The organism is Leisingera sp. ABM4_060, assembly GCF_056158765.1.
On record NZ_JBSWTX010000002.1, the window covers coordinates 161,925 to 179,660 of the forward strand.

14 protein-coding genes are annotated in these 17,736 nt (G+C 64.2%); 8 read left to right on the top strand and 6 right to left on the bottom strand.

The window, feature by feature from the left end:
- Positions 1–72: 72 nt before the first annotated feature.
- Positions 73–1,083, bottom strand: coding sequence for a TAXI family TRAP transporter solute-binding subunit (locus ACXAEH_RS21295; protein WP_475035914.1), 1,011 nt, complete (start codon positions 1,081–1,083; stop codon positions 73–75).
- Positions 1,084–1,240: 157 nt separating this feature from the next.
- On the opposite strand from ACXAEH_RS21295, the gene ACXAEH_RS21300 reads away from it, so the two are divergent.
- The 3 genes from ACXAEH_RS21300 to ACXAEH_RS21310 all read left to right on the top strand — a co-directional run bounded on the left by ACXAEH_RS21300 (position 1,241) and on the right by ACXAEH_RS21310 (position 5,454).
- Positions 1,241–2,164: a LysR family transcriptional regulator gene (locus ACXAEH_RS21300; protein ID WP_475035916.1), complete on the top strand. Its 924-nt coding sequence runs from the start codon at positions 1,241–1,243 to the stop codon at positions 2,162–2,164.
- A 286-nt stretch (positions 2,165–2,450) separates the two neighbouring features.
- On the top strand, positions 2,451–4,142 hold the full coding sequence (locus tag ACXAEH_RS21305) for a thiamine pyrophosphate-binding protein (RefSeq protein ID WP_475036144.1): 1,692 nt from the start codon (positions 2,451–2,453) through the stop codon (positions 4,140–4,142).
- Positions 4,143–4,338: 196 nt separating this feature from the next.
- The gene (locus ACXAEH_RS21310; RefSeq protein ID WP_475035917.1) at positions 4,339–5,454 is read left to right on the top strand and encodes a cystathionine gamma-lyase; all 1,116 of its coding nucleotides are present in this window, start codon (positions 4,339–4,341) and stop codon (positions 5,452–5,454) included.
- Positions 5,455–5,495: 41 nt separating this feature from the next.
- Here ACXAEH_RS21310 and ACXAEH_RS21315 read toward each other — a convergent pair whose 3' ends face one another.
- Genes ACXAEH_RS21315 through ACXAEH_RS21325 form a run of 3 tightly spaced genes read right to left on the bottom strand, consistent with a single transcriptional unit; the run spans position 5,496 to position 8,361 of the window.
- Complete coding sequence (locus ACXAEH_RS21315) at positions 5,496–6,734, bottom strand: Coenzyme F420 hydrogenase/dehydrogenase, beta subunit C-terminal domain (RefSeq protein ID WP_475035918.1); 1,239 nt, start codon at positions 6,732–6,734, stop codon at positions 5,496–5,498.
- Between the two features lie 29 nt (positions 6,735–6,763).
- Positions 6,764–7,516, bottom strand: coding sequence for a sulfotransferase-like domain-containing protein (locus ACXAEH_RS21320; protein WP_475035920.1), 753 nt, complete (start codon positions 7,514–7,516; stop codon positions 6,764–6,766).
- 14 nt (positions 7,517–7,530) lie between these two features.
- Positions 7,531–8,361 carry an aspartate racemase/maleate isomerase family protein gene (locus ACXAEH_RS21325; RefSeq protein WP_475035922.1) on the bottom strand — a complete coding sequence of 277 codons (831 nt, stop codon included), beginning with the start codon at positions 8,359–8,361 and terminating at the stop codon, positions 7,531–7,533.
- A gap of 95 nt (positions 8,362–8,456) precedes the next feature.
- Here ACXAEH_RS21325 and ACXAEH_RS21330 point away from each other — a divergent pair, with 95 nt between their 5' ends.
- Positions 8,457–9,389 carry a LysR family transcriptional regulator gene (locus ACXAEH_RS21330; RefSeq protein ID WP_475035924.1) on the top strand — a complete coding sequence of 311 codons (933 nt, stop codon included), beginning with the start codon at positions 8,457–8,459 and terminating at the stop codon, positions 9,387–9,389.
- Here ACXAEH_RS21330 and ACXAEH_RS21335 read toward each other — a convergent pair.
- On the bottom strand, positions 9,361–10,251 hold the full coding sequence (locus ACXAEH_RS21335; protein ID WP_475035925.1) for a LysR substrate-binding domain-containing protein: 891 nt from the start codon (positions 10,249–10,251) through the stop codon (positions 9,361–9,363). The two genes, ACXAEH_RS21330 and ACXAEH_RS21335, sit on opposite strands and share 29 nt — an antisense overlap.
- 102 nt (positions 10,252–10,353) lie before the next feature.
- On the opposite strand from ACXAEH_RS21335, the gene ACXAEH_RS21340 reads away from it, so the two are divergent.
- Complete coding sequence (locus ACXAEH_RS21340) at positions 10,354–12,012, top strand: GMC family oxidoreductase (protein ID WP_475035926.1); 1,659 nt, start codon at positions 10,354–10,356, stop codon at positions 12,010–12,012.
- 13 nt (positions 12,013–12,025) lie between these two features.
- Positions 12,026–13,234 carry a mandelate racemase/muconate lactonizing enzyme family protein gene (locus ACXAEH_RS21345; RefSeq protein ID WP_475035928.1) on the top strand — a complete coding sequence of 403 codons (1,209 nt, stop codon included), beginning with the start codon at positions 12,026–12,028 and terminating at the stop codon, positions 13,232–13,234.
- Positions 13,235–13,250: 16 nt separating this feature from the next.
- On the opposite strand, the gene ACXAEH_RS21350 is transcribed toward ACXAEH_RS21345, so the two are convergent.
- The gene (locus ACXAEH_RS21350; protein WP_475035930.1) at positions 13,251–14,255 is read right to left on the bottom strand and encodes a LacI family DNA-binding transcriptional regulator; all 1,005 of its coding nucleotides are present in this window, start codon (positions 14,253–14,255) and stop codon (positions 13,251–13,253) included.
- A gap of 112 nt (positions 14,256–14,367) precedes the next feature.
- Between ACXAEH_RS21350 and ACXAEH_RS21355 the strand changes: the two genes are divergently transcribed.
- Both ACXAEH_RS21355 and ACXAEH_RS21360 read left to right on the top strand, forming a co-directional pair.
- Positions 14,368–16,692, top strand: a complete 2,325-nt coding sequence (locus ACXAEH_RS21355) for a DUF1989 domain-containing protein (RefSeq protein ID WP_475035932.1) — start codon at positions 14,368–14,370, stop codon at positions 16,690–16,692.
- A 38-nt stretch (positions 16,693–16,730) separates the two neighbouring features.
- Positions 16,731–17,696, top strand: a complete 966-nt coding sequence (locus tag ACXAEH_RS21360; RefSeq protein ID WP_475035934.1) for an ABC transporter substrate-binding protein — start codon at positions 16,731–16,733, stop codon at positions 17,694–17,696.
- Positions 17,697–17,736 lie beyond the last annotated feature (40 nt).

Sequence of the window (17,736 nt, forward strand, 5' to 3'; positions counted from 1 at the left end):
CCAGCAGACAGGGGCACCGGGAGAAAAAAACGGCAGCAAGGCGCACCCTGCTGCCGCAGTTCAGGGGAGGAATTACTTCAGCAGGCCGACTTCGCGGTAAAAGCGCTCCGCACCCGGGTGCAGCGGCACACCGATGCCCTCGATACCGTCCAGTGCGGTCTCCAGGGTGATCGCCTTGCCTTTCGGGTGGCCGTTGTCCAGCAGCTTGCGCGCGGTGTCGGACCACATCGCCTTGGTGATCTCATAGATCAGCTCTTCGGACATATTGGCATTGGTGACCAGCATGCCGGAAACCGCCACTGTGTTCACGTCATAGTCCACACCCGGATAGGTGCCCGCCGGAATGGTCGAGGGGATGTAGTAAGGCACGGTGGTGTTGGCCTGCTTGATCTCGTCCTCGGACCAGTTGTGCAGCTCCATCCCCTTGGTGTTGTCGAGTTGGATCATCGCCGCGACGGGCGTGCCTGCTGCATAGAAATAGGCGTCCAGCTGACCGTCGGCGATACGCTCGGCGGACTGGGCGTTGTTCAGTTCGGCCTCATCCATGTTGTCGCGGTTGACGCCATGGTCGCCCAGGATCAGTTCAACCGCGATCTGGGTGCCGGAGCCCGCCTGGGCGATACCCACGCGCTTGCCCTTGAGGCTGGCCAGACCGTCCAGCTTGTGGCCCTCGGGCAGCACCAGGTGCAGGTCTTCCGGGTACAGATTGGCAATCACCCGCAGGTCGGGCTTGGCGTTGCCTTCGAACTTGCCCTTGCCGTGATAGGCAAAATGCAGGGTGGCGGCGCCCGACAGGCCCGCTTCCATCTGGCCGTTCTGGATCGCGTTCACATTGTGCGCGGATGCGTTGGTCGACTGTGCCATCGCCACCAGGCCGGGCACGCCGCAGTTGCCGCCCTCACCGCACTCGCGTGAGCCGGGCGGGTTGGAAATCGCGTTGGCGATGATGCCGCCGATCGGGAAATAGGTACCGCCCGCACCGCCGGTGCCGATGCGGAAAAAGGTCATGTCTTGCGCCGCCGCGGCACCGGTCAGCATGGTGCAGGCCAGGGCCGCCCCGGTCAGTTTCGTGAAAAATCCCATTGTCTCTTCCCTTGTCATTGAGGCCGCAGCTTGCCTGCCGCAGCTCACTCCTCCGATCCTTGCATCATGGGAAAGGAAAAGCATAAGTACAAATTTAAAATTATACTGTATGTATAGATTGAATTTATGTTTGTTTTACGCCGGAAAGGGCAACCCTATGAACTCTCATCAGCTTGCGGTGTTTCATGAGGTGATGAAGACCGGCTCGGTCAGCCAGGCGGCACGCAACCTGCACCGCACCCAGCCCGCGATCAGCGCGGCGATAAAGACGCTGGAAGAGGAGCTGGGCCTCACCCTGTTCCTGCGCGAGGGCCGCCGCCTGGTGCCGGTGCCGGAGGCGCAGTACCTGATGGAGGAGGCGACCGAGATCCTGTCGCGGATGGAAACCGCGCAGCAGAACCTGGCCAATATGCGCGACCGGGTGCAGGGCTCGATCCGCATCGTGGCGATGCCGGGGCCCTCGACCTATCTGCTGCCGGAATTCATCAGCCGCTTTGTGGCGGGGAAATCCGAGGTGCGGGTGACGCTGGCGACGCGCTCGTCGCCGCAGGTGCGCAGCCTGGTGGCGGCCAGCAGTTTCGACATCGGCTTCTGCGACATGACCCGGTTCCGCGGCGACCGCAAGCTGTACGCGGCAGAGGAGCTGCCCAGCAACTGCCTGTGCGCGGTGCCCGCCAGCCATCCGCTGGCAGCGCGCGAGATGATCACGGCGGCCGATCTGAACGGCATGCCGATGGGCGCGCTGCAACCCGATCACAACACTTATCAGGCCACCTCGCAGGCGTTCCTGGCTGCAGGCGCCGAGTTCAACCTGCGCTATGACGCGCAGTATTTCCTGCCGCTGTTCCACTTTATCGCCGCAGGCCAGGCCTGCGCCGTGGTGGATGTGCTGAGCGCCGAAAGCTACCGGCGCAGCAACGCGGGCGAAGACCGGATCCGCTTTCTGCCGTTTGAGCCGCAGATCCCCTTTGGCTATTCGATCCTGACCCCCAGCGAGCGCCCGCTGTCGCAGCTGGCCGCCAGTTTTGCCGAGGCCTGGCGGGAGTATGTGCAGGACATCCTGCTGGAGGCCGCCGTGTAGCCGGATTTTGAGAAAATCCGGGGTGCCGCTGCAATCAGGCTTATGGTGCCTGCGGCCGGCCCGCGCCCGCCCGGTCCATCCTTCACCGGCTTGCCCCGGGGATATGCCAGGCAAGTCTTTCCTCTGGCGGGGCGGGCACTTGGCGCCTGATCCGCCCGTTTCCGCAAAGCTTCAAATTTGGTCTTCACATCTATCTACAGAATTGTATACAGTTTGGAGCGCGAATCCCGGGCATCTCCCGGGGCAGGTTTCAAAGAGGCTGGAGGCGGCTCCCATGAACAACAACATGACCAATACGCTGAACGGGGCAGAGGCGATGGTGCGCTCCTTGGAGGCGCATGGCGTCACCCATATCTTTGGCCTCTGCGGCGACACCACGCTGCCGTTTTATGACGCGATGAACCGGCTGGAGCACGGCATCACCCATGTCCTGACCCGCGACGAGCGCAGTGCCGCCTATATGGCCGACGGCTTCTCCCGCGTGACCGGCCGTGTTGGCGTTTGCGAAGGCCCCTCGGGCGGCGGCGCCACCTACATCCTGCCGGGGCTCATTGAGGCCAACGAAAGCTCCTATGCGGTGCTGGCAATCACCACCGACATTTCGGTCGGTTCTTACGGCAAGTACCCGCTGACCGAGGTGAACCAGGAGGTCATGATGGACCCGCTGACCAAGTTCAACACGGTGATCAAACGCGCCGATCACATCCCGCGCATGGTGCGCCAGGCGTTCCGGGCAATGACCACCGGCCGCTCCGGCTCGGCGCATCTGGGCCTGCCCTATGACATCCAGTATGACGCTGTGCCCGCCGATGACATCTGGGGCGATCCCAAGCATCAAAGCTACCCCTCCTACCGCGCCGCCCCCGAACCGGGCGCCGCCGAGGCCGCCGCCGAGGCCATCCTCACCGCCAAATCGCCGCTGATCGTCTGCGGCGGCGGTGTGGTGATTTCCGGCGCCATGGAAGAACTGAGCACGCTTGCGTCGCGCCTCGACATCGCCGTCGGCACCTCGATTTCCGGAAAGGGATCGCTGGCCGACACCCATCCGCAATCGCTGGGCGTGGTCGGCTCCAACGGCGGCACCAATGAGACCTGGGAGATGATGGAGGGTGCCGATCTGGTGGTCTTCATGGGCTGCCGGGCCGGCTCCACCACCACTTCGCGCTGGGAGGCGCCGAAGCCTGGCCAGCGCATCGTGCATTTCGACAATGACCCGATGACCATCGGCGCCAATTACCCGACCGAGGTTGGCGTGGTGGCGGACCTGAAACTGGCCCTGCAGGCGGTGAACGCCTATCTGGACAGCCGCGAGGGCGATGCGCCCACATTCGGCGGAGCTGCTAAAATTGCCGACATCAAGCAGCGCAAGTTCGCCAAATTCGAGGAACTGGCAAACAGCAAGACCGGCCAGGTGCTGCCCGAGCAGATCATCCACGCGCTGAACCAGAACCTGCCGGAGGACGCCATCGTGGTCTCCGACCCCGGCACCAGCTGCCCCTACTACAATGCTTACTCGCAGCAAAAGCACCCTGGCCGCCAGTATATTACCAACCGCGCCCATGGGGCGTTGGGGTATTCGCTGGCGGCGTCGCTGGGCGCCTGGTTCGGGCGCCCCTCCAGCAAAGTTGTGGGGATGATGGGCGACGGCTCCTTCAACTTCACTTGCGGCGAGCTGGAAACCGTGGTGCGCTGCAACGCACCCATCACCTATGTGGTGTTCTCCAACGCCAACTTCGGCTGGATCAAGGCCAGCCAGCGCGACGACTGCGGCAAGCGCTATTACAACGTCGACTTCAACCGCACCAACCACGCCGCGGTGGCCGAGGCCTTTGGCGTCAAGACTTGGCGGGTGGAGAAGCCGGAGGATCTTGATCAGGCGATCAAGGAAGCCTTTGCCCATGACGGTCCGACCCTGATCGATGTGGTCTGCCAGGCACTGGAGGAGGCCGCTGCCCCAGTGCGCCGCTGGATGGGGTGATCTACTAGCTGTTAGCAAGGTACCGCGAAGGGCCGCATAGACCCGCGGGGTGGCGCAATCGCGCCGCCCCATGGGGGCGGGTTGGCGCGGCCCGGCCTGCAGCCGGGCGGTTCATTTTTCTGAACATGGCAGATTTTCATTTTGATCCGTGACGTTTAACAATCCTGAAACCCCGAATTCAGGAAAGGCGCCCCCGATGGATAGACCCACCGCCCCCAAAGCCGGAGCCATGCTGCACCTGCGCGGCAACACGCTGTCCGAAGGCGAACCCGTCGCGCTGCCGCTGACGCAAAGCTCGATGTATCACCTGCCGGGCGACTGGACCGGCGGCCCCAGCTATGGCCGGGTGGACAATGCGACCTGGGAGCAGCTGGAGCATGTGCTGGCCTATCTGGAAGACGCGCCCACGCTGGCTTTCCCTTCTGGCATGGCGGCAATCTCGGCGTCGCTGTTTGCCACGGTCAAGGCGGGCTCCAAGATCCTGATTCCATCGGACGGCTACTATGTCACCCGGCGCCTCAGCGAGCGGTTCCTGCAGAACCTTGGGGTGGAAGTAGAGCAGCGCCCGACCAATAGCTTCGCCGAAGGCGGGTTTGAGGGCTTTGACGTTGTTTTTGCGGAGACGCCCTCAAACCCGGGGCTGGACCTTTGCGACTTGCGGATGATTGCCGATGCCGTGCATGCGGCGGGCGGCGTCCTGATTGTCGACAACACCACCATGACCCCGCTGGGCCAGCGCCCGCTGGAGCTGGGTGCGGATGTGGTGGTCGCCTCGGACACCAAGGCGCCGGGCGGGCATTCGGATGTGCTGATGGGGCATCTCGCCACCCGCAACCAGGAGATTCTGCAAGCCGCGCGCGAGTGGCGCCAGTTCGGCGGCGGCATTCCCGGCCCGCAAGAGGCCTGGCTGGCGCACCGGGGCTTGGAGACTTTGGACGTGCGGTTTGACCGGATGTGCTGCACCGCCGAGGTGCTGGCCGCACGGCTGGCCGCGCACCCGCTGGTGCAGCAGGTCCGCTTTCCGGGGCTGGAAACCGATCCCTCGCATGCGCTGGCCAAGCAGCAGATGTCCCGGTTCGGCTTCCTGATCTCGATCACTCTGGACAGTGCCGGGCAAGCAGATGCCTTCATCAACGGCTGCCCGCTGATCCGGGCGGCGACCTCCTTTGGCGGCGTGCATACCTCTGCCGAGCGCCGCGCCCGCTGGGGCGATGCGGTGGCGCCGGGGTTCATCCGCATTTCGGTCGGAACCGAGCCGGCGGAGGAACTGTGGAACGCCATGGCAGCCTCGCTGGACGCACTCGCTGGCTGACCCCCGGTGCTGAATTCTACGGCTGTCCCCGCGGGGACAGTCTAGGATTTTGCCGCCAGCGCCCGTTCATAGGCGCCGCGTTTCTGGCGTTCGTTCTCTTCGGGGGCATTCATCGCATGCAGCTCCTCCAGCCGCAGGCCGATGGTGTCTGGCGCCAGCGAGCCCGCCTTGCGCATGCCCTCGTACCGCGCCTGAACCGCGCGTTTCTTGGTGACCTGATGCGGCTGGGTTGCATCCATATAAGGGATCTCAACCTCCTCCCCCAGTTCCAAAAAGCCGTCCCGCACCGCGGCGCTGATCAGTTCCATCCCGCGCGCGGTGCGGATGATCATCGAATTGGTGCCAGGGTCGGTTTCAGATGCCACCCGGTCCGGCGAGGCTTTCGGCCAGGTGTCGGCCGCGGCAATGTCAGCGCCCTCGCCTATGCCGTCGGGGCAGATCTTACAGCGGAAGGGCAGCGACCAGCTGCTTTCGTCTTCACCCCAGAAGTCCAGGTAGTGGTAGTCGCGCCGCTGCCCGCCGCGGGTTTCGATGGTGGTCGGGCCGGGGCAGCCGCGGCCGCGGTAGCGCAGGGCGGTGACCTCCTGCCGGTCAAAGCCGTTTTCCGACAGGAACCGTCCCATCGCCGCATCCGGCATGAAGCCGCCGCAGACCGGGGTGAGCATATAGCGGATCAGCGCGTTCACCCGGCTGTCCTTATGCGCCAGGTTGCGGATCGCGTTCAGATCGCAGGGCTTGGCTATCACCGCAAAGGGGTCGCCGCGATCCAGCGCCTCGGCCAGACCGGTCAGCGGCGCGGCGGGGCCGTAGCGCGAACCTGCCCCGCTCAGAACTTCGGCCGGCGTGGTGGAGACGGTTGCCTGGCCAAAGGTCGGCTCTTCCTTGGGCGTGTTCACATGCAGGATGAAATTCACCCGCTTCGAGTGCAGCAGATACTGGCCAAGCGCGGTCAGTACCCCGCCGGTGGAGCCTTCGAAGCGCACCTCAGGATCCGCGGCCCAGCCCAGCACCAGGCTGTGGTAGGGCCCCCAGACCAGATCATGATGCGGAGCGGCGCCGGTTTCGGCCGGAGGGAGGCCTTCGCAGCGGGTGCCGGGGCAGGTGGCGTAGACCAGGTCCACGTCCTGCTCTGACAGTTCCCCGCGGATTTGCGGTTGCAGATCGCCCGAGGCGCCCCGGGCCATCTGCAGCTTGTCTGTGCCCAGCAGGGACTGGCAAAGGCCGCAGCCAATGCAAAGCCCGTCCTGCAGGATCCGGTTGAATTGGCTGGCTTGTGTCATGGCTTACCTTTCCTTGCTGGGCGGGAGGATCAGGCCATCTGCGGCACCCGGATGCGGTGCTGATGCATCTTCTCATAGTGCGGCAGCATCCGGCGGTGGACCCGGCGAACGCGCTCCGGGGTGTTCTCGATCTCCACATATTTGCGCACCTGCCGGGTGAGGCCGGTGGACTTCGCCAGGTTGGCATGGAACGAACCGCCGTCCCACCAGCTGTGCGCCGAGGGGTCGCCGCCGGGCTCCCATGTCAGCGCCTCAGGCAAATAGGGGATGCCAACCGCCTCGCAGAAGGCTTCGGTCATCTCTTCGGGGTTCTCCAGCAGGTCGTCGCTGTCCACCACCGGCGGCGGGGTGCCATTGAGGGCGGTCAGCAAGTCAAACAGGGCGCGCTGCTCGGGGAAGCCGACCTCCAGCTCATCGAAGTCCGGCCATTTGTTGTACATCGAGGTGATGGTCTTGGCCGGGTCGCGGATCAGGAAGGCGTGGGTGAAGTGGCTGAGGAACTCAGGATCCCACATGTGGTTGATGTAATGGGGGAAATCCTTGAGGAACACCGGGCCTTTTTCGGCCCGCGCCTTGATGTCCTCCCAGACGCTTTCCAGGGTCAGGCCGGGGGTGGTTTTCTCGCCCTCGGTGTAACGCGGCCACAGCGGGTCCTCGCCCTGATACCAGGCCTCGCCGAAGGGTTCGTGCAGGCAGTCGAGGTCGCCGCGCTGGCGCATCATCCATTCAAAGGCGGTGGAGGTGGAGCGGGGCACAGCCCACAATGCGACAATCTTATGCATCAAGGGATTCCTTATCAGAGAGAAGAGAGCAGGGAGCCCTGCGGGGTTTCGGGCGCCAAGCCCAACGTCTTGAAAATCCGCCAGTACAGCGCGGTGTCATGGCCGATGACCGGCTTGCCGAGGCGCTCCTCCAGCTCTGCCGTGTAATGCACCGGGCGCTGCGCGATGCCGTCAGAGGCGCGGCGGTAGTTGCTCATGCCGTTGATCAGATAGGCGTCGGCCTTGGGGGCCTGTTCGGCGGTGTAGTCGAAGGACTTCCAGATCAGATCCTCATCAAAGCACCAGATGCAATTGTCGACCTCTTCCTGGGTTTCAAACCATCCCTGGTCATAGAAATTGCCGGCCCAGACCACGTCAAACCCGGCCTCTTTCAGGAAGCCGACGGTGCCCTGATACCAGCTGTCCGGGTGGTAGCAGGCGTTCAGGGCGACTTTCTCGACATTCTGGTCGCGCAGGGCCTCGACCATGGCGTAGCCGGCCATGTGAAAGGGGGTTTCATACTTGTCGCTGAGCATTTCGCAGTGCTGGCGGATGCCCTCGACGCCTTTGCCCGAGGCATGCACCCAATTGGAGCCGACCTGGCCGCAGACGTCGGCGCCGTTGTTGGCCATGCATTCGACGAATTCCTCCAACAGGCCGAAATTCTTCTGCCGCTGGTCCAGCTGGTGGGCGTAGTCCGGCACATGCAGCATCCGGCCGTGCACACCGACCGAGCGCGGCGCCATCCGCAGAAAGTCCGAAGGTGCGGCGTCAAAGTCATGCGGCGGGCCGGTGAAACCGACCTGATGCGGGAACAGCTTGTTCTTTGGATTGGCCCAATGGGCGGGCTTTTTATAGTCGGGCATTCCACCTCTCCCTGTTTGCGCTTGGGGGACACGCTGCGGCAGAGGTGTGAGTTTGTCTATTGCTTTCGCGTGCATCCCGGCATAACCATTTTGATATGGCAGTGCGGAGATACAACCTGCCCTCGGTGAATGCGCTGGCGGCCTTTGAGGCGGTGGCGCGGCTGCAGGGGTTTGCGCGGGCGGCAGAGGAGCTGAACACCTCTCAGCCCGCAATCAGCCGCCATATCCGCAATCTGGAGCTGCGGCTGGGGGCGCCCCTGTTCGACCGCAGCGGCGCGCAGATCCGGCTGACGCGGAAAGGCGAGGGGTTCTATGCCTCTGTGGTGCAGTCTCTGGACGGGTTGCAGCGGGCAGCGGGGGAGTTTGCCAAGCCCGAGACCGGGGTGACGATTACCTGCTCTTACTCGGTGTCGCATCTGCTGCTGCTGCCGCGGCACAGCGCGTTGCGTTCGAGCCTGGGGGCGGAGACAGAGCTGCGGTTTGTGACGGCTGAGTACAATCTGACCGGGGCCGCTGTTGATACCGGTGCGGATATTGTCTTTGAGTATTCCCAAGTGCCGCCCGAGCGGGCGCATGTGGTGGTTTGCCCGGAAGAGGTGAAGCCGGTCGGGACGCCAGAGGTGATTGCCCAGGCGGTTGCAGCGCTGGCGGGGCATGGTGCGCCTCCGGGGGTGCTGGGGTTGCGGCAGGAAAACTTTGGCTGGCTGCGCTGGGAGGATTGGCAGGCTGCAAATGCCGGTGCTGCGGGCTGGCCGCAGGCGGAGAGTTTCGACAATTACGTGTTTCTGCTGGAGGCCGCTGCGCAGGGGCGCGGACTGGCGCTGGGGTGGCGCGGTTTTGCCGATCCGTATCTGGAGCGCGGCCAGTTGCAGGAGCTGCCGGGGGAATGGTTCAGCCGGGATACCTGCCTTTATGCGCGGCTGACGCGGTTTGGCGAGCAAAACCCGGCGGCCCGCAAGTGTTTGGCGCTGCTAGAGGATATCCGGCGGCTGGGCGAGTTCAGGTCAGCGCCTGGTAAAGCGAGGTGATCCAGTTGCTGACCGCCTTCACCTCGTCCCGCTGGCCCGCGCGGTCGTTGATCACCATGTAGTGCGAGCGGCGTTTGGGCAGTTTGTATTCTGTCGGAACGATGACCAGCCCCTGTTCGATGTATTGCCGGGCAAAGCTTTCCAGCACCATGGTCACGCCATGGCCGGCCGCCACCGTCTGCAAGGCCAGCAGGGATGAGTTGGCCTTGAGCCAGTCGGTGGTGACCTGCAGGGTCAGCCCGTGCAGGTCAGCAAGGCGGCCCCAGTCGGTTTCCGAACCGATGATTTGCACCACATCGGCGCGGGCCAGGTCCTCAATCGACGGGCTGCCGCCCAGGGCCGAAGCATAGGCCGGGCTGCAAACGGGGATGGCGCTTTCGTGGCCTAGGTGCTGGATCTGTGCCTCCTGCCAGTCGCCGGAGCCGTAGCGGATGTCGATGTCCAGCGCCTCCTCGTCGAATCGGCTGGACCAGACGGTGGAGGAGAGCTGTACGAAGATATTCGGGTGTTCGGCCTGGAAGCGGGGCAATTGCGGTGCAATCACCAGTGCGGCGCAGGAGATGGTGGCGCGCAGGTTTACCACCCGCTTGCGCTTTTTGCTGAACAGCCCGGTAGTGGCGCGCTGCATGTCGTCAAAGGATTTGCGGATCGGCTGGGCATAGGCCTGGCCGGTATCGGTCAGCGCCACGCCGCGGGGCAGGCGTTTGAACAACTGGGTGTTCAGATGCTTTTCCAAGAGCCGGATCTGCTGGCTGATTGCGGCAGGCGTGAGGCTCAGTTCCTCCGCTGCGGCAGAGAAACTGTTGAGCCGCGCGGCGGCTTCAAAGGCCTTGAGCCAGGTGACATGGGGCAGGTCGGTCATGCTTAGATTTAAGCACAGTTTAGCCTTAGGGGTAAAACGCATTGTTTGAGTTGGGCCAAAGGTGCTGTGCATGGTTGGCGGATAGCAAGGAGCGGCTGGGGCATGGCGCAGACATTTGACTTCATTATTGTCGGGGCCGGATCGGCGGGCTGTGTGCTGGCGGACAAGCTGACAGCAAACGGCCGCCACAAGGTGCTGCTGATTGAGGCAGGCGGCACCGACCGGCGGTTTTGGGTCAGGATTCCGGTGGGTTACGGGTTCACTTTCTCGGATCCGGCGGTGAATTGGCGGTATTCCGCGGCGCCGGATCCGGGGCTGAACGGGCGCGAGGCCTATTGGCCGCGGGGCAAGGTTCTGGGCGGCTCAAGCTCGATCAACGCGATGGCCTATGTGCGCGGGCTGCCGCATGATTTTGACGATTGGGAGGCGGCGGGCGCCACCGGCTGGGGCTGGGAGGCCGTGCGGCAGACCTATGAGGCGATGGAGAGCCATGATGAGTGGCAGGGCTCCAGCCGCCGGGTTCGTGGCAGCGGGCCGGTGCGGGTTACCGACCTCAGCGAGCGGATGCACCCCTTTGCGCAGAACTTTCTGGCGGGAGCGCAGGAGATGGGCTGGCCGTTCCTGCAGGACATGAATGCGCCTGCGGATGCAGGTGCCAATACGTTGCCAGGCGAGGGCATGGGGTATGTGCGCAGCACCGTGAAGGACGGGCGGCGCTGGTCCTCTGCGGATGCGTTTTTGCGGCCTGCATTGAGGCGGGGCAACTTGACCGTGGTGAGCGGGGCCTTGGTCGAGAAAGTGCTGACGTCCGGCAAGCGCGCCACCGGCGTCGCCTATAGGGTGAAGGGCCGGCCGCAGCAGGCGATGGCGGCGCGGGAGGTGATCCTGAGCGCAGGCGCCGTGAACTCGCCGCAGTTGCTGCAACTGTCCGGCATCGGGCCGGCGGCGCTGCTGCAGCGGCATGGGATCGAAGTTGCGCATGACTTGCCGCAGGTCGGGCAGGGGCTGCAGGACCATCTGGCGATCTCGCATTTCTTCTGGGCCAATACCGCGACCCTGAACGCGCGGCTGGGCAGCTATGCCGGACAGATGAAGGCGGGGCTGCAATATGTGCTGACCCGCAGGGGGCCGCTGAGCGTGCCGGTGAATCAATGCAGCGGTTTTGTCCGCACCAAGGGCGCGGCGCTGCCGGATGTTCAGGTCTATTGCAACCCGGCGTCTTATTCGACGCAGGCCAGCGGCAAACCGCAGATCGACAAGGATAATGGTTTCCTGCTGTGCGTGCAGCCGAGCCGGCCGACCAGCCGCGGGCAGATCAATATCCAGTCTGCCGATCCTGCCCAGGCGCCGCTGATCGAGCCGAACTCGCTGTCGTCTGAGGCGGACAAGGCGACGGCGGTGCGGGCCAGCCGCCTGCTGCAAGCGCTGGCGCAGACCCCGGCGATCAAGGCCGTCACGCGGGAGCGGCGGGCGCCGGATATCCTGGACATGGACGATGCGGCATTACTGGAGAACTTCCGCGCGCGGGCTGGCACCGTATTCCACCCGACCTGCACCTGCCGGATGGGCAATGACGCGCAGGACTCGGTACTGGATGCGCGGCTGCGGGTGCATGGCATGGGTGGTTTGCGGGTGATTGATGCCTCGGCGTTTCCCAATGTGACCTCGGGCAACACCAACGCGCCCACCATGATGCTGGCACACCGCGCGGCGGATCTGGTGCTGGAAGACAATGAAAACAAGCCCTTGGCGGCGGAATGACAGGGAACGTCAGATGAAACTCGACCGGATTGAAACCTTTGTGTTCGGCAACCCGCCGCCGCGTCATGGCGGCCGGTATTTTATCTTTGTGCGCCTCACCACCGCCTGCGGCGTCACCGGGGTAGGGGAGGTATACAACGCCACTTTCGGCCCGGACCTGTGTTGTGCCATGGCCGAGGAAATGTTTGCCCGCCAGTTCGAAGGCTGCGATCCGCATCATATTGAGAAGCTGTGGCGCAAGTCTTATGGCGCAGGCTATACGCTGCGGCCCGACGTGACGGTGATGGGGGTCCTCAGCGGTCTGGAAATGGCCTGCTGGGACATTATCGGCAAGGCGGCGGGCAAACCGGTTTATGAGCTGATGGGCGGCAAGGTGCATGAGCGGCTGCGGAGCTATACCTATCTGTACCCGCCGGAGGAGGATGTGTATCCGGACCCCGAGACGCCCAATGTCTACAATGATCCGGATATTGCCGCCGAGGTGGCCTTGCAACGGGTGAACGAAGGCTTCACGGCGGTGAAATTCGATCCCGCCGGCCCTTATACGATCTATGACGGGCACCAGCCGCGGATGGAGGATCTGGAGCGCAGCGAAATGTTTGTGAAGCGCATCCGCGAGGCGGTTGGCACCCGAGCGGACCTGTTGTTCGGCACCCATGGGCAGTTCACTGTCTCTGGCGCCAAGCGGATGGCGCGGCGGCTGGAACCCTATGAGCCTTTGTGGTTTGAGGAGCCGACAACACCGGAGAACCCCGCCGATATGGCCGAGGTGGCGCGGTTTACCTCGGTGCCGATCTCGACCGGCGAGCGGCTCTGCACCAAGCATGAGTTTGCCCGGGTGCTGGAGGCCGGCGCGGCCTCGATCCTGCAGATGGACCTGGGGCGGGTCGGCGGTTTGCTGGAAGCCAAGAAGATTGCCAGCATGGCCGAAACACGGCAGGCGCAGATCGCGCCGCATCTCTATTGCGGGCCGGTTGTGGCGGCGGCGAACATCCAGATTTCCGCCTGCAGCCCGAATTTTCTGATCCTGGAGTTGATCGGGACGTTTGAGGGGCCTTACATGTCCTGCCTCAAGTCCTCGATCACCTGGGAGGAAGGGTACGTGATCCCGTCCTGTGAGCCGGGACTGGGCGTGGAGCTGGACGACGCAGCGATTGCCGCCAGCCCCTATTCCGGCAGCAAGCTGCACTTGGATCTGGCGCATGAGGCAGTGGTGCAGTGAGGCCCAGGCGCGTCTGTCACGACGGGGGCGCCGTTGATTTCCGCAGAACCAGCGAGGATTCCAGCAGTGTGGGCTGCGGCACGGTCTGCGTTTCGACCCACTGGGCTATCGCATCCGCCGCGGCCAGTCCCATGCGGGCGACGGGCAGGTGGACGGTGGTCAGCGCCGGATAGATATGGGCAGAGCCGGGCAGATCGTCGAGACCCATGACCGAGATGTCCGAGGGTACGGACAGGCCTCGGCGGTGCAGTTCAGCAAGCACACCTGAGGCCAGCACATCCGAGAGGCAGAGAATGGCAGTCGGGTGTTCCGGCGCCTGCAGGATGGCGCGGGCGGCAGTGCAGCCGCCACTCAGGGAGATGTCAGTTTCGAACAATTGCAGGGCGGCGTTTGATCCGGTCAGCCCGCTGAGACGGGCCTGGGTGCGGTCGTTGTTGAGACAGGGTCCATGCACCACGGCGATCCGGCGGTGGCCGAGGCTGGTTAGATGCGCCAAGGCCAGCGCGGCCGCGGCGGCATTGTCATATCCAATGGTCGGCAGTGCATAGCCTGCATCAAAGTAAGAGGTGGCAATCGCCGGGCGCTGGCTGCGTTCGAGCAGGTCGTAGAGCGCCTGGCCGTGGGTGATGCCGGAGACCACCAGCCCCTCGGCGCCGATGTCGATCAGGGTTTTGGCCTTTTCCGCCTCGATCCGGGGATCGCCTTCGGTGGTGGCGACGACCAGCGACAGGCGGTGGGTGTTCAGCTGGTGCTCCAGCTTGGACAGGAAGCGGGCAAAGATCGCGTTGTCCAGGGTTGGCACCAGGGCGCCGACAAACCGGGTGCGGCCGGTGTTGATGGCGCGCGCCGCGGCGCTTGGCACCCAGCGCAGGCTGGTCATTGCCTCTTCGACCCGCTTGCGGGTCTTTTCCGCCACCGTGTCCGGTGCGTTCATCACCCGGGAGACGGTCGCCACCGACACCCCCGCAGCGCTGGCAACATCCCGTAAATTCGCGCGTTTCTGGCCTGCTGTCCTGCTCATGTCATCCTTGCCTTTCCGGCCGCTCCAGACGGGGCGATAGGAAAGTCTTGACACATGTAACCGGTTTCATCAACTTATGTAACCAGTTACATTTTCAGAATTGGCAAAAGAGATGACCCGTTACACAGTCCTGCGCGGACTAGACAACATCGGATTTGACAGCCCCGGCCGGGCCTTCCCGGGCTTTACCAAGACAGCCCGGGGGACCTCACGGGTGATCGCCCTGCGCGACGGTGCCCGCCAGGAGATGCAGCCGGGCGACCTGCTGTCGGTGGAGATCGCGGACGGGGCAGATGGCGTGCAGATCGCAAGTTTTGATGTCAGCGGTCGGCCGGCACTGGCGGCGCTGGGTCTGCAGGCGGATGCGCGGCTGAAGGTGGCGGGTTGCGACAGTGCGGAGCTGCTGGGCTGGATTGCTGCAAATGGCGGAGCCGCCGGGGATATTCCTGCGGCAAACCTGGCAGCCAACGGCGTGCCGCTGATCCTGAAGGCGGGCAGCGCGGTGTCGGTCTGGGTGTTTCATACCGCCAGCAGCGCGGCCTTGGTGCAAGGCAGCGCACCGGCCAATACCAGGATCACCTGGCAGCCCGCCGAGCGTGCGGCGCCACTGCTGCCCCCGCTCTTGGGCGATACGCGGGATGAGTTCACCGTCAGCCGCGGCACCGGGTTTGCCTATGAGGTGAAACAGGGCGAGATCATCCAGATAATCGACGTGGAGGGTCAGCAGTGCTCCGACTTCACTGCCTTCCGCGCCGAGGGGCTGGACCGGGGCGAGGAGCTGATGATCGACAGCACCGCCACCCGCTCGATGGTGCGGCGGTCCTATCCGGGGCCGGGCTTGCTGGATAAATTCTTTGACCGCGATATGCGCCCCTTGCTGAACGTGGTCCAGGATACCTGCGGGCGGCATGATACCTTTGGCCTTGCTTGCACTGCGCGCGGCTATGAGGAGCGCGGCTTTCCGGGCCATGTGAACTGCTCCGACAACATGTCCCATGCGCTGGCGCCTTACGGCGTGGCGCGGCGGTCGGCCTGGCCGGCGATCAACTTTTTCTGGAACACCTGGGTCGATCCGCATTCGCATCACATCATGACAGAGGAGTCGCATTCGCGCCCCGGCGATTACGTGGCAATGCGGGCGCTGGAGGACCTGGTCTGCGTCTCCACCGCCTGCCCGGACGACATCGACCCGATCAACGGCTGGAACCCGACGGATGTGCATGTGCGCATCTATCGCCCCGAAACACCCCTGCGCCGTGCTGTTGCCTACCGCGAAAAGGAAGACGCTCCGATGTCGATCAGCCAGAACTCCGCCTTTCACGACCGGCTAGAGCCGCTGACCCAGCATTTCGCCCCGGCGCGCGACCTGTGGGCGCCGGTGAGTTTCCCGTCGCATGGCACCACCGGTGAATACTGGGCCTGCCGCAATGCGGTGACGGTGCAGGATATGAGTGGCTTGCGCAAATACGACATTGCCGGCCCCGACGCCGAGGTGCTGCTGCAGCGGGCCACCACCCGCAATGTGGCGAAACTGGCGGTCTGGCGCGGGTCGTACACGCTGATGTGTGATGAGGGTGGCTCGGTGATTGATGACGGCACCCTGTTCCGGCTGGCGCCCGACCTGTTCCGCTGGTGCTGCGGCTCGGAGGAGAGCGGGAGGGTGCTGGAGACGCTGGCGCAGCAGATGGGGCTGCAGGTGCGCATCCACGACATGCGCGGGGCGATGCCAAACCTGGCGATCCAAGGCCCCAAGTCGCGGGACTTGCTGCGCAAAATCGCCTTTACCCAGCCGCATGTGCCGCAGCTGGATCAGCTGAAATGGTTCGGCGTCACTGTGGCGCGGCTGAACGACCGGGAGGGAGCGCCGTTTATGCTGTCGCGCTCCGGCTACACCGGCGAGCTGGGCTATGAGATCTTCTGTTCCAAGGCCGACGCGCTGGCGATCTGGGATGCGGTGATGGAGGCGGGCGAAGAGTTCGGGATCACCCCGATGGGCTCTGCCGCACTGGAGACCATCCGGATCGAGGCCGGGCTGGCCGCCGCCAATGCGGAATTTGCACCGGGCGTAGATGCGTTTGAGGCGGGGCTGGGTTTTGCGGTTGATCTGACCAAAACGGATTTCACCGGCAAAGCGGCGCTGGAGCGCAATGCGCGCGAGCCGCGCCGGGTGCTGAAGGGGCTGCTTTTGGGCTGTAATGACGTGCCGCTGCATGGCAGCCCGGTCTATGACGGCGAACGGCAGGTGGGGGTGGTGACCTCGGCCACCCGCTCGCCTTCGCTGGAGCATGCCATCGCCATTGCCCGGATTGGCGTCGAGCACGCTGAAAACGGCACCCGGCTGGAGATCGGCCAGCTGGACGGGCGGATGAAGCGCCTGGGCGCCACGGTTACGGACATTCCATTCATAGACCCGCAGCGAAAGCGGGCCCGCGCCTGAAGCGCGCACAACCTCATACCAACAGGAGAGAGAAAACGATGAAACATCTTGCCTTTGCCACTGCAATTGCCGCCTTGGGCACCGGTGCCACAGGTGCCATGGCGCAGGAGAAGGTCATGGTGGGCGAGCCCAGCTGGCCCGGCGCCAAAATCATGAGCCGGATCATCGGCCAGGTGATCGAAACCCGCCTGGGCGGCGAGGCGGGCTATGCCCCCGGTGCCAATGCGGTGATCTTTGCCGCGATGGACGGCGGCCGCGGCGATATCGACGTGCATCCTGATGTCTGGCTGCCGAACCAGTCGTCATTCACCGACGAATATGTCGGCCAGAAAGGCACCGTGGCGCTGTCCTCGGGCAGCTACGAGGGACGCTCGGGCTTTTGCACGCCCACTTATATGGCCGAAGAACACGGCATGAAGTCGGTCTTCGACCTTGCCACCCCGGCAGCGCAGGAAGCCTATGACACCAATGGCGACGGCAAGGGCGAGATCTGGGTGGGCGCTTCGGGCTGGGCCTCGACCAATGTGCATAAGGTGAAGGTGCGCGACTACGGGATTGAGACCTTCCTTGAGCCGTCGACCGAGGACGAAACCGTGTTCTATTCGCGGCTGAAGGATGCGGTGGACCAGAAAGAGGGCGTCGTCTTCTACTGCTACAAGCCGCACTATGTGCATGCGCTTTATGACGTGACGATGATCGAAGAGCCGGTGCATGATCCGGACGCCTATAAGATCGTCCAGCCGGATCAGGACGCGGACTGGTACGCCAACTCTTCGATCACAACCGGCGACCAGGTGAAGACGGTGACCGTGGCTTACTCCAAGTCGCTGGAGCAGCGAAACCCGGCTGCGGCCTCCTTCCTGAGCCAGATCGACATGGACGCGGGCGAGCTGTCCAAGCTTACCTACGCTGTTGTGATCCAGGGCCAGGAGATCGACACGGCGGTAGCTGACTGGCTGGCGGCAAACGGCGCGATCGTTGACGGCTGGCTTGGCCTCAACTGATCGCGACCTTTGGCCCTGCCGCCCCGTGCGGCGGCGGGGC

Coding starts and splice junctions, on each gene's coding strand:
- ACXAEH_RS21340 (WP_475035926.1), top strand. CDS start 10,354: ATGGCGCAGACATTTGACTTCATTATTGTCGGGGCCGGATCGGCGGGC.
- ACXAEH_RS21345 (WP_475035928.1), top strand. CDS start 12,026: ATGAAACTCGACCGGATTGAAACCTTTGTGTTCGGCAACCCGCCGCCG.
- ACXAEH_RS21300 (WP_475035916.1), top strand. CDS start 1,241: ATGAACTCTCATCAGCTTGCGGTGTTTCATGAGGTGATGAAGACCGGC.
- ACXAEH_RS21335 (WP_475035925.1), bottom strand. CDS start 10,251: ATGACCGACCTGCCCCATGTCACCTGGCTCAAGGCCTTTGAAGCCGCC.
- ACXAEH_RS21320 (WP_475035920.1), bottom strand. CDS start 7,516: ATGCATAAGATTGTCGCATTGTGGGCTGTGCCCCGCTCCACCTCCACC.
- ACXAEH_RS21330 (WP_475035924.1), top strand. CDS start 8,457: ATGGCAGTGCGGAGATACAACCTGCCCTCGGTGAATGCGCTGGCGGCC.
- ACXAEH_RS21355 (WP_475035932.1), top strand. CDS start 14,368: ATGACCCGTTACACAGTCCTGCGCGGACTAGACAACATCGGATTTGAC.
- ACXAEH_RS21295 (WP_475035914.1), bottom strand. CDS start 1,083: ATGGGATTTTTCACGAAACTGACCGGGGCGGCCCTGGCCTGCACCATG.
- ACXAEH_RS21360 (WP_475035934.1), top strand. CDS start 16,731: ATGAAACATCTTGCCTTTGCCACTGCAATTGCCGCCTTGGGCACCGGT.
- ACXAEH_RS21305 (WP_475036144.1), top strand. CDS start 2,451: ATGACCAATACGCTGAACGGGGCAGAGGCGATGGTGCGCTCCTTGGAG.
- ACXAEH_RS21315 (WP_475035918.1), bottom strand. CDS start 6,734: ATGACACAAGCCAGCCAATTCAACCGGATCCTGCAGGACGGGCTTTGC.
- ACXAEH_RS21310 (WP_475035917.1), top strand. CDS start 4,339: ATGGATAGACCCACCGCCCCCAAAGCCGGAGCCATGCTGCACCTGCGC.
- ACXAEH_RS21325 (WP_475035922.1), bottom strand. CDS start 8,361: ATGCCCGACTATAAAAAGCCCGCCCATTGGGCCAATCCAAAGAACAAG.
- ACXAEH_RS21350 (WP_475035930.1), bottom strand. CDS start 14,255: ATGAGCAGGACAGCAGGCCAGAAACGCGCGAATTTACGGGATGTTGCC.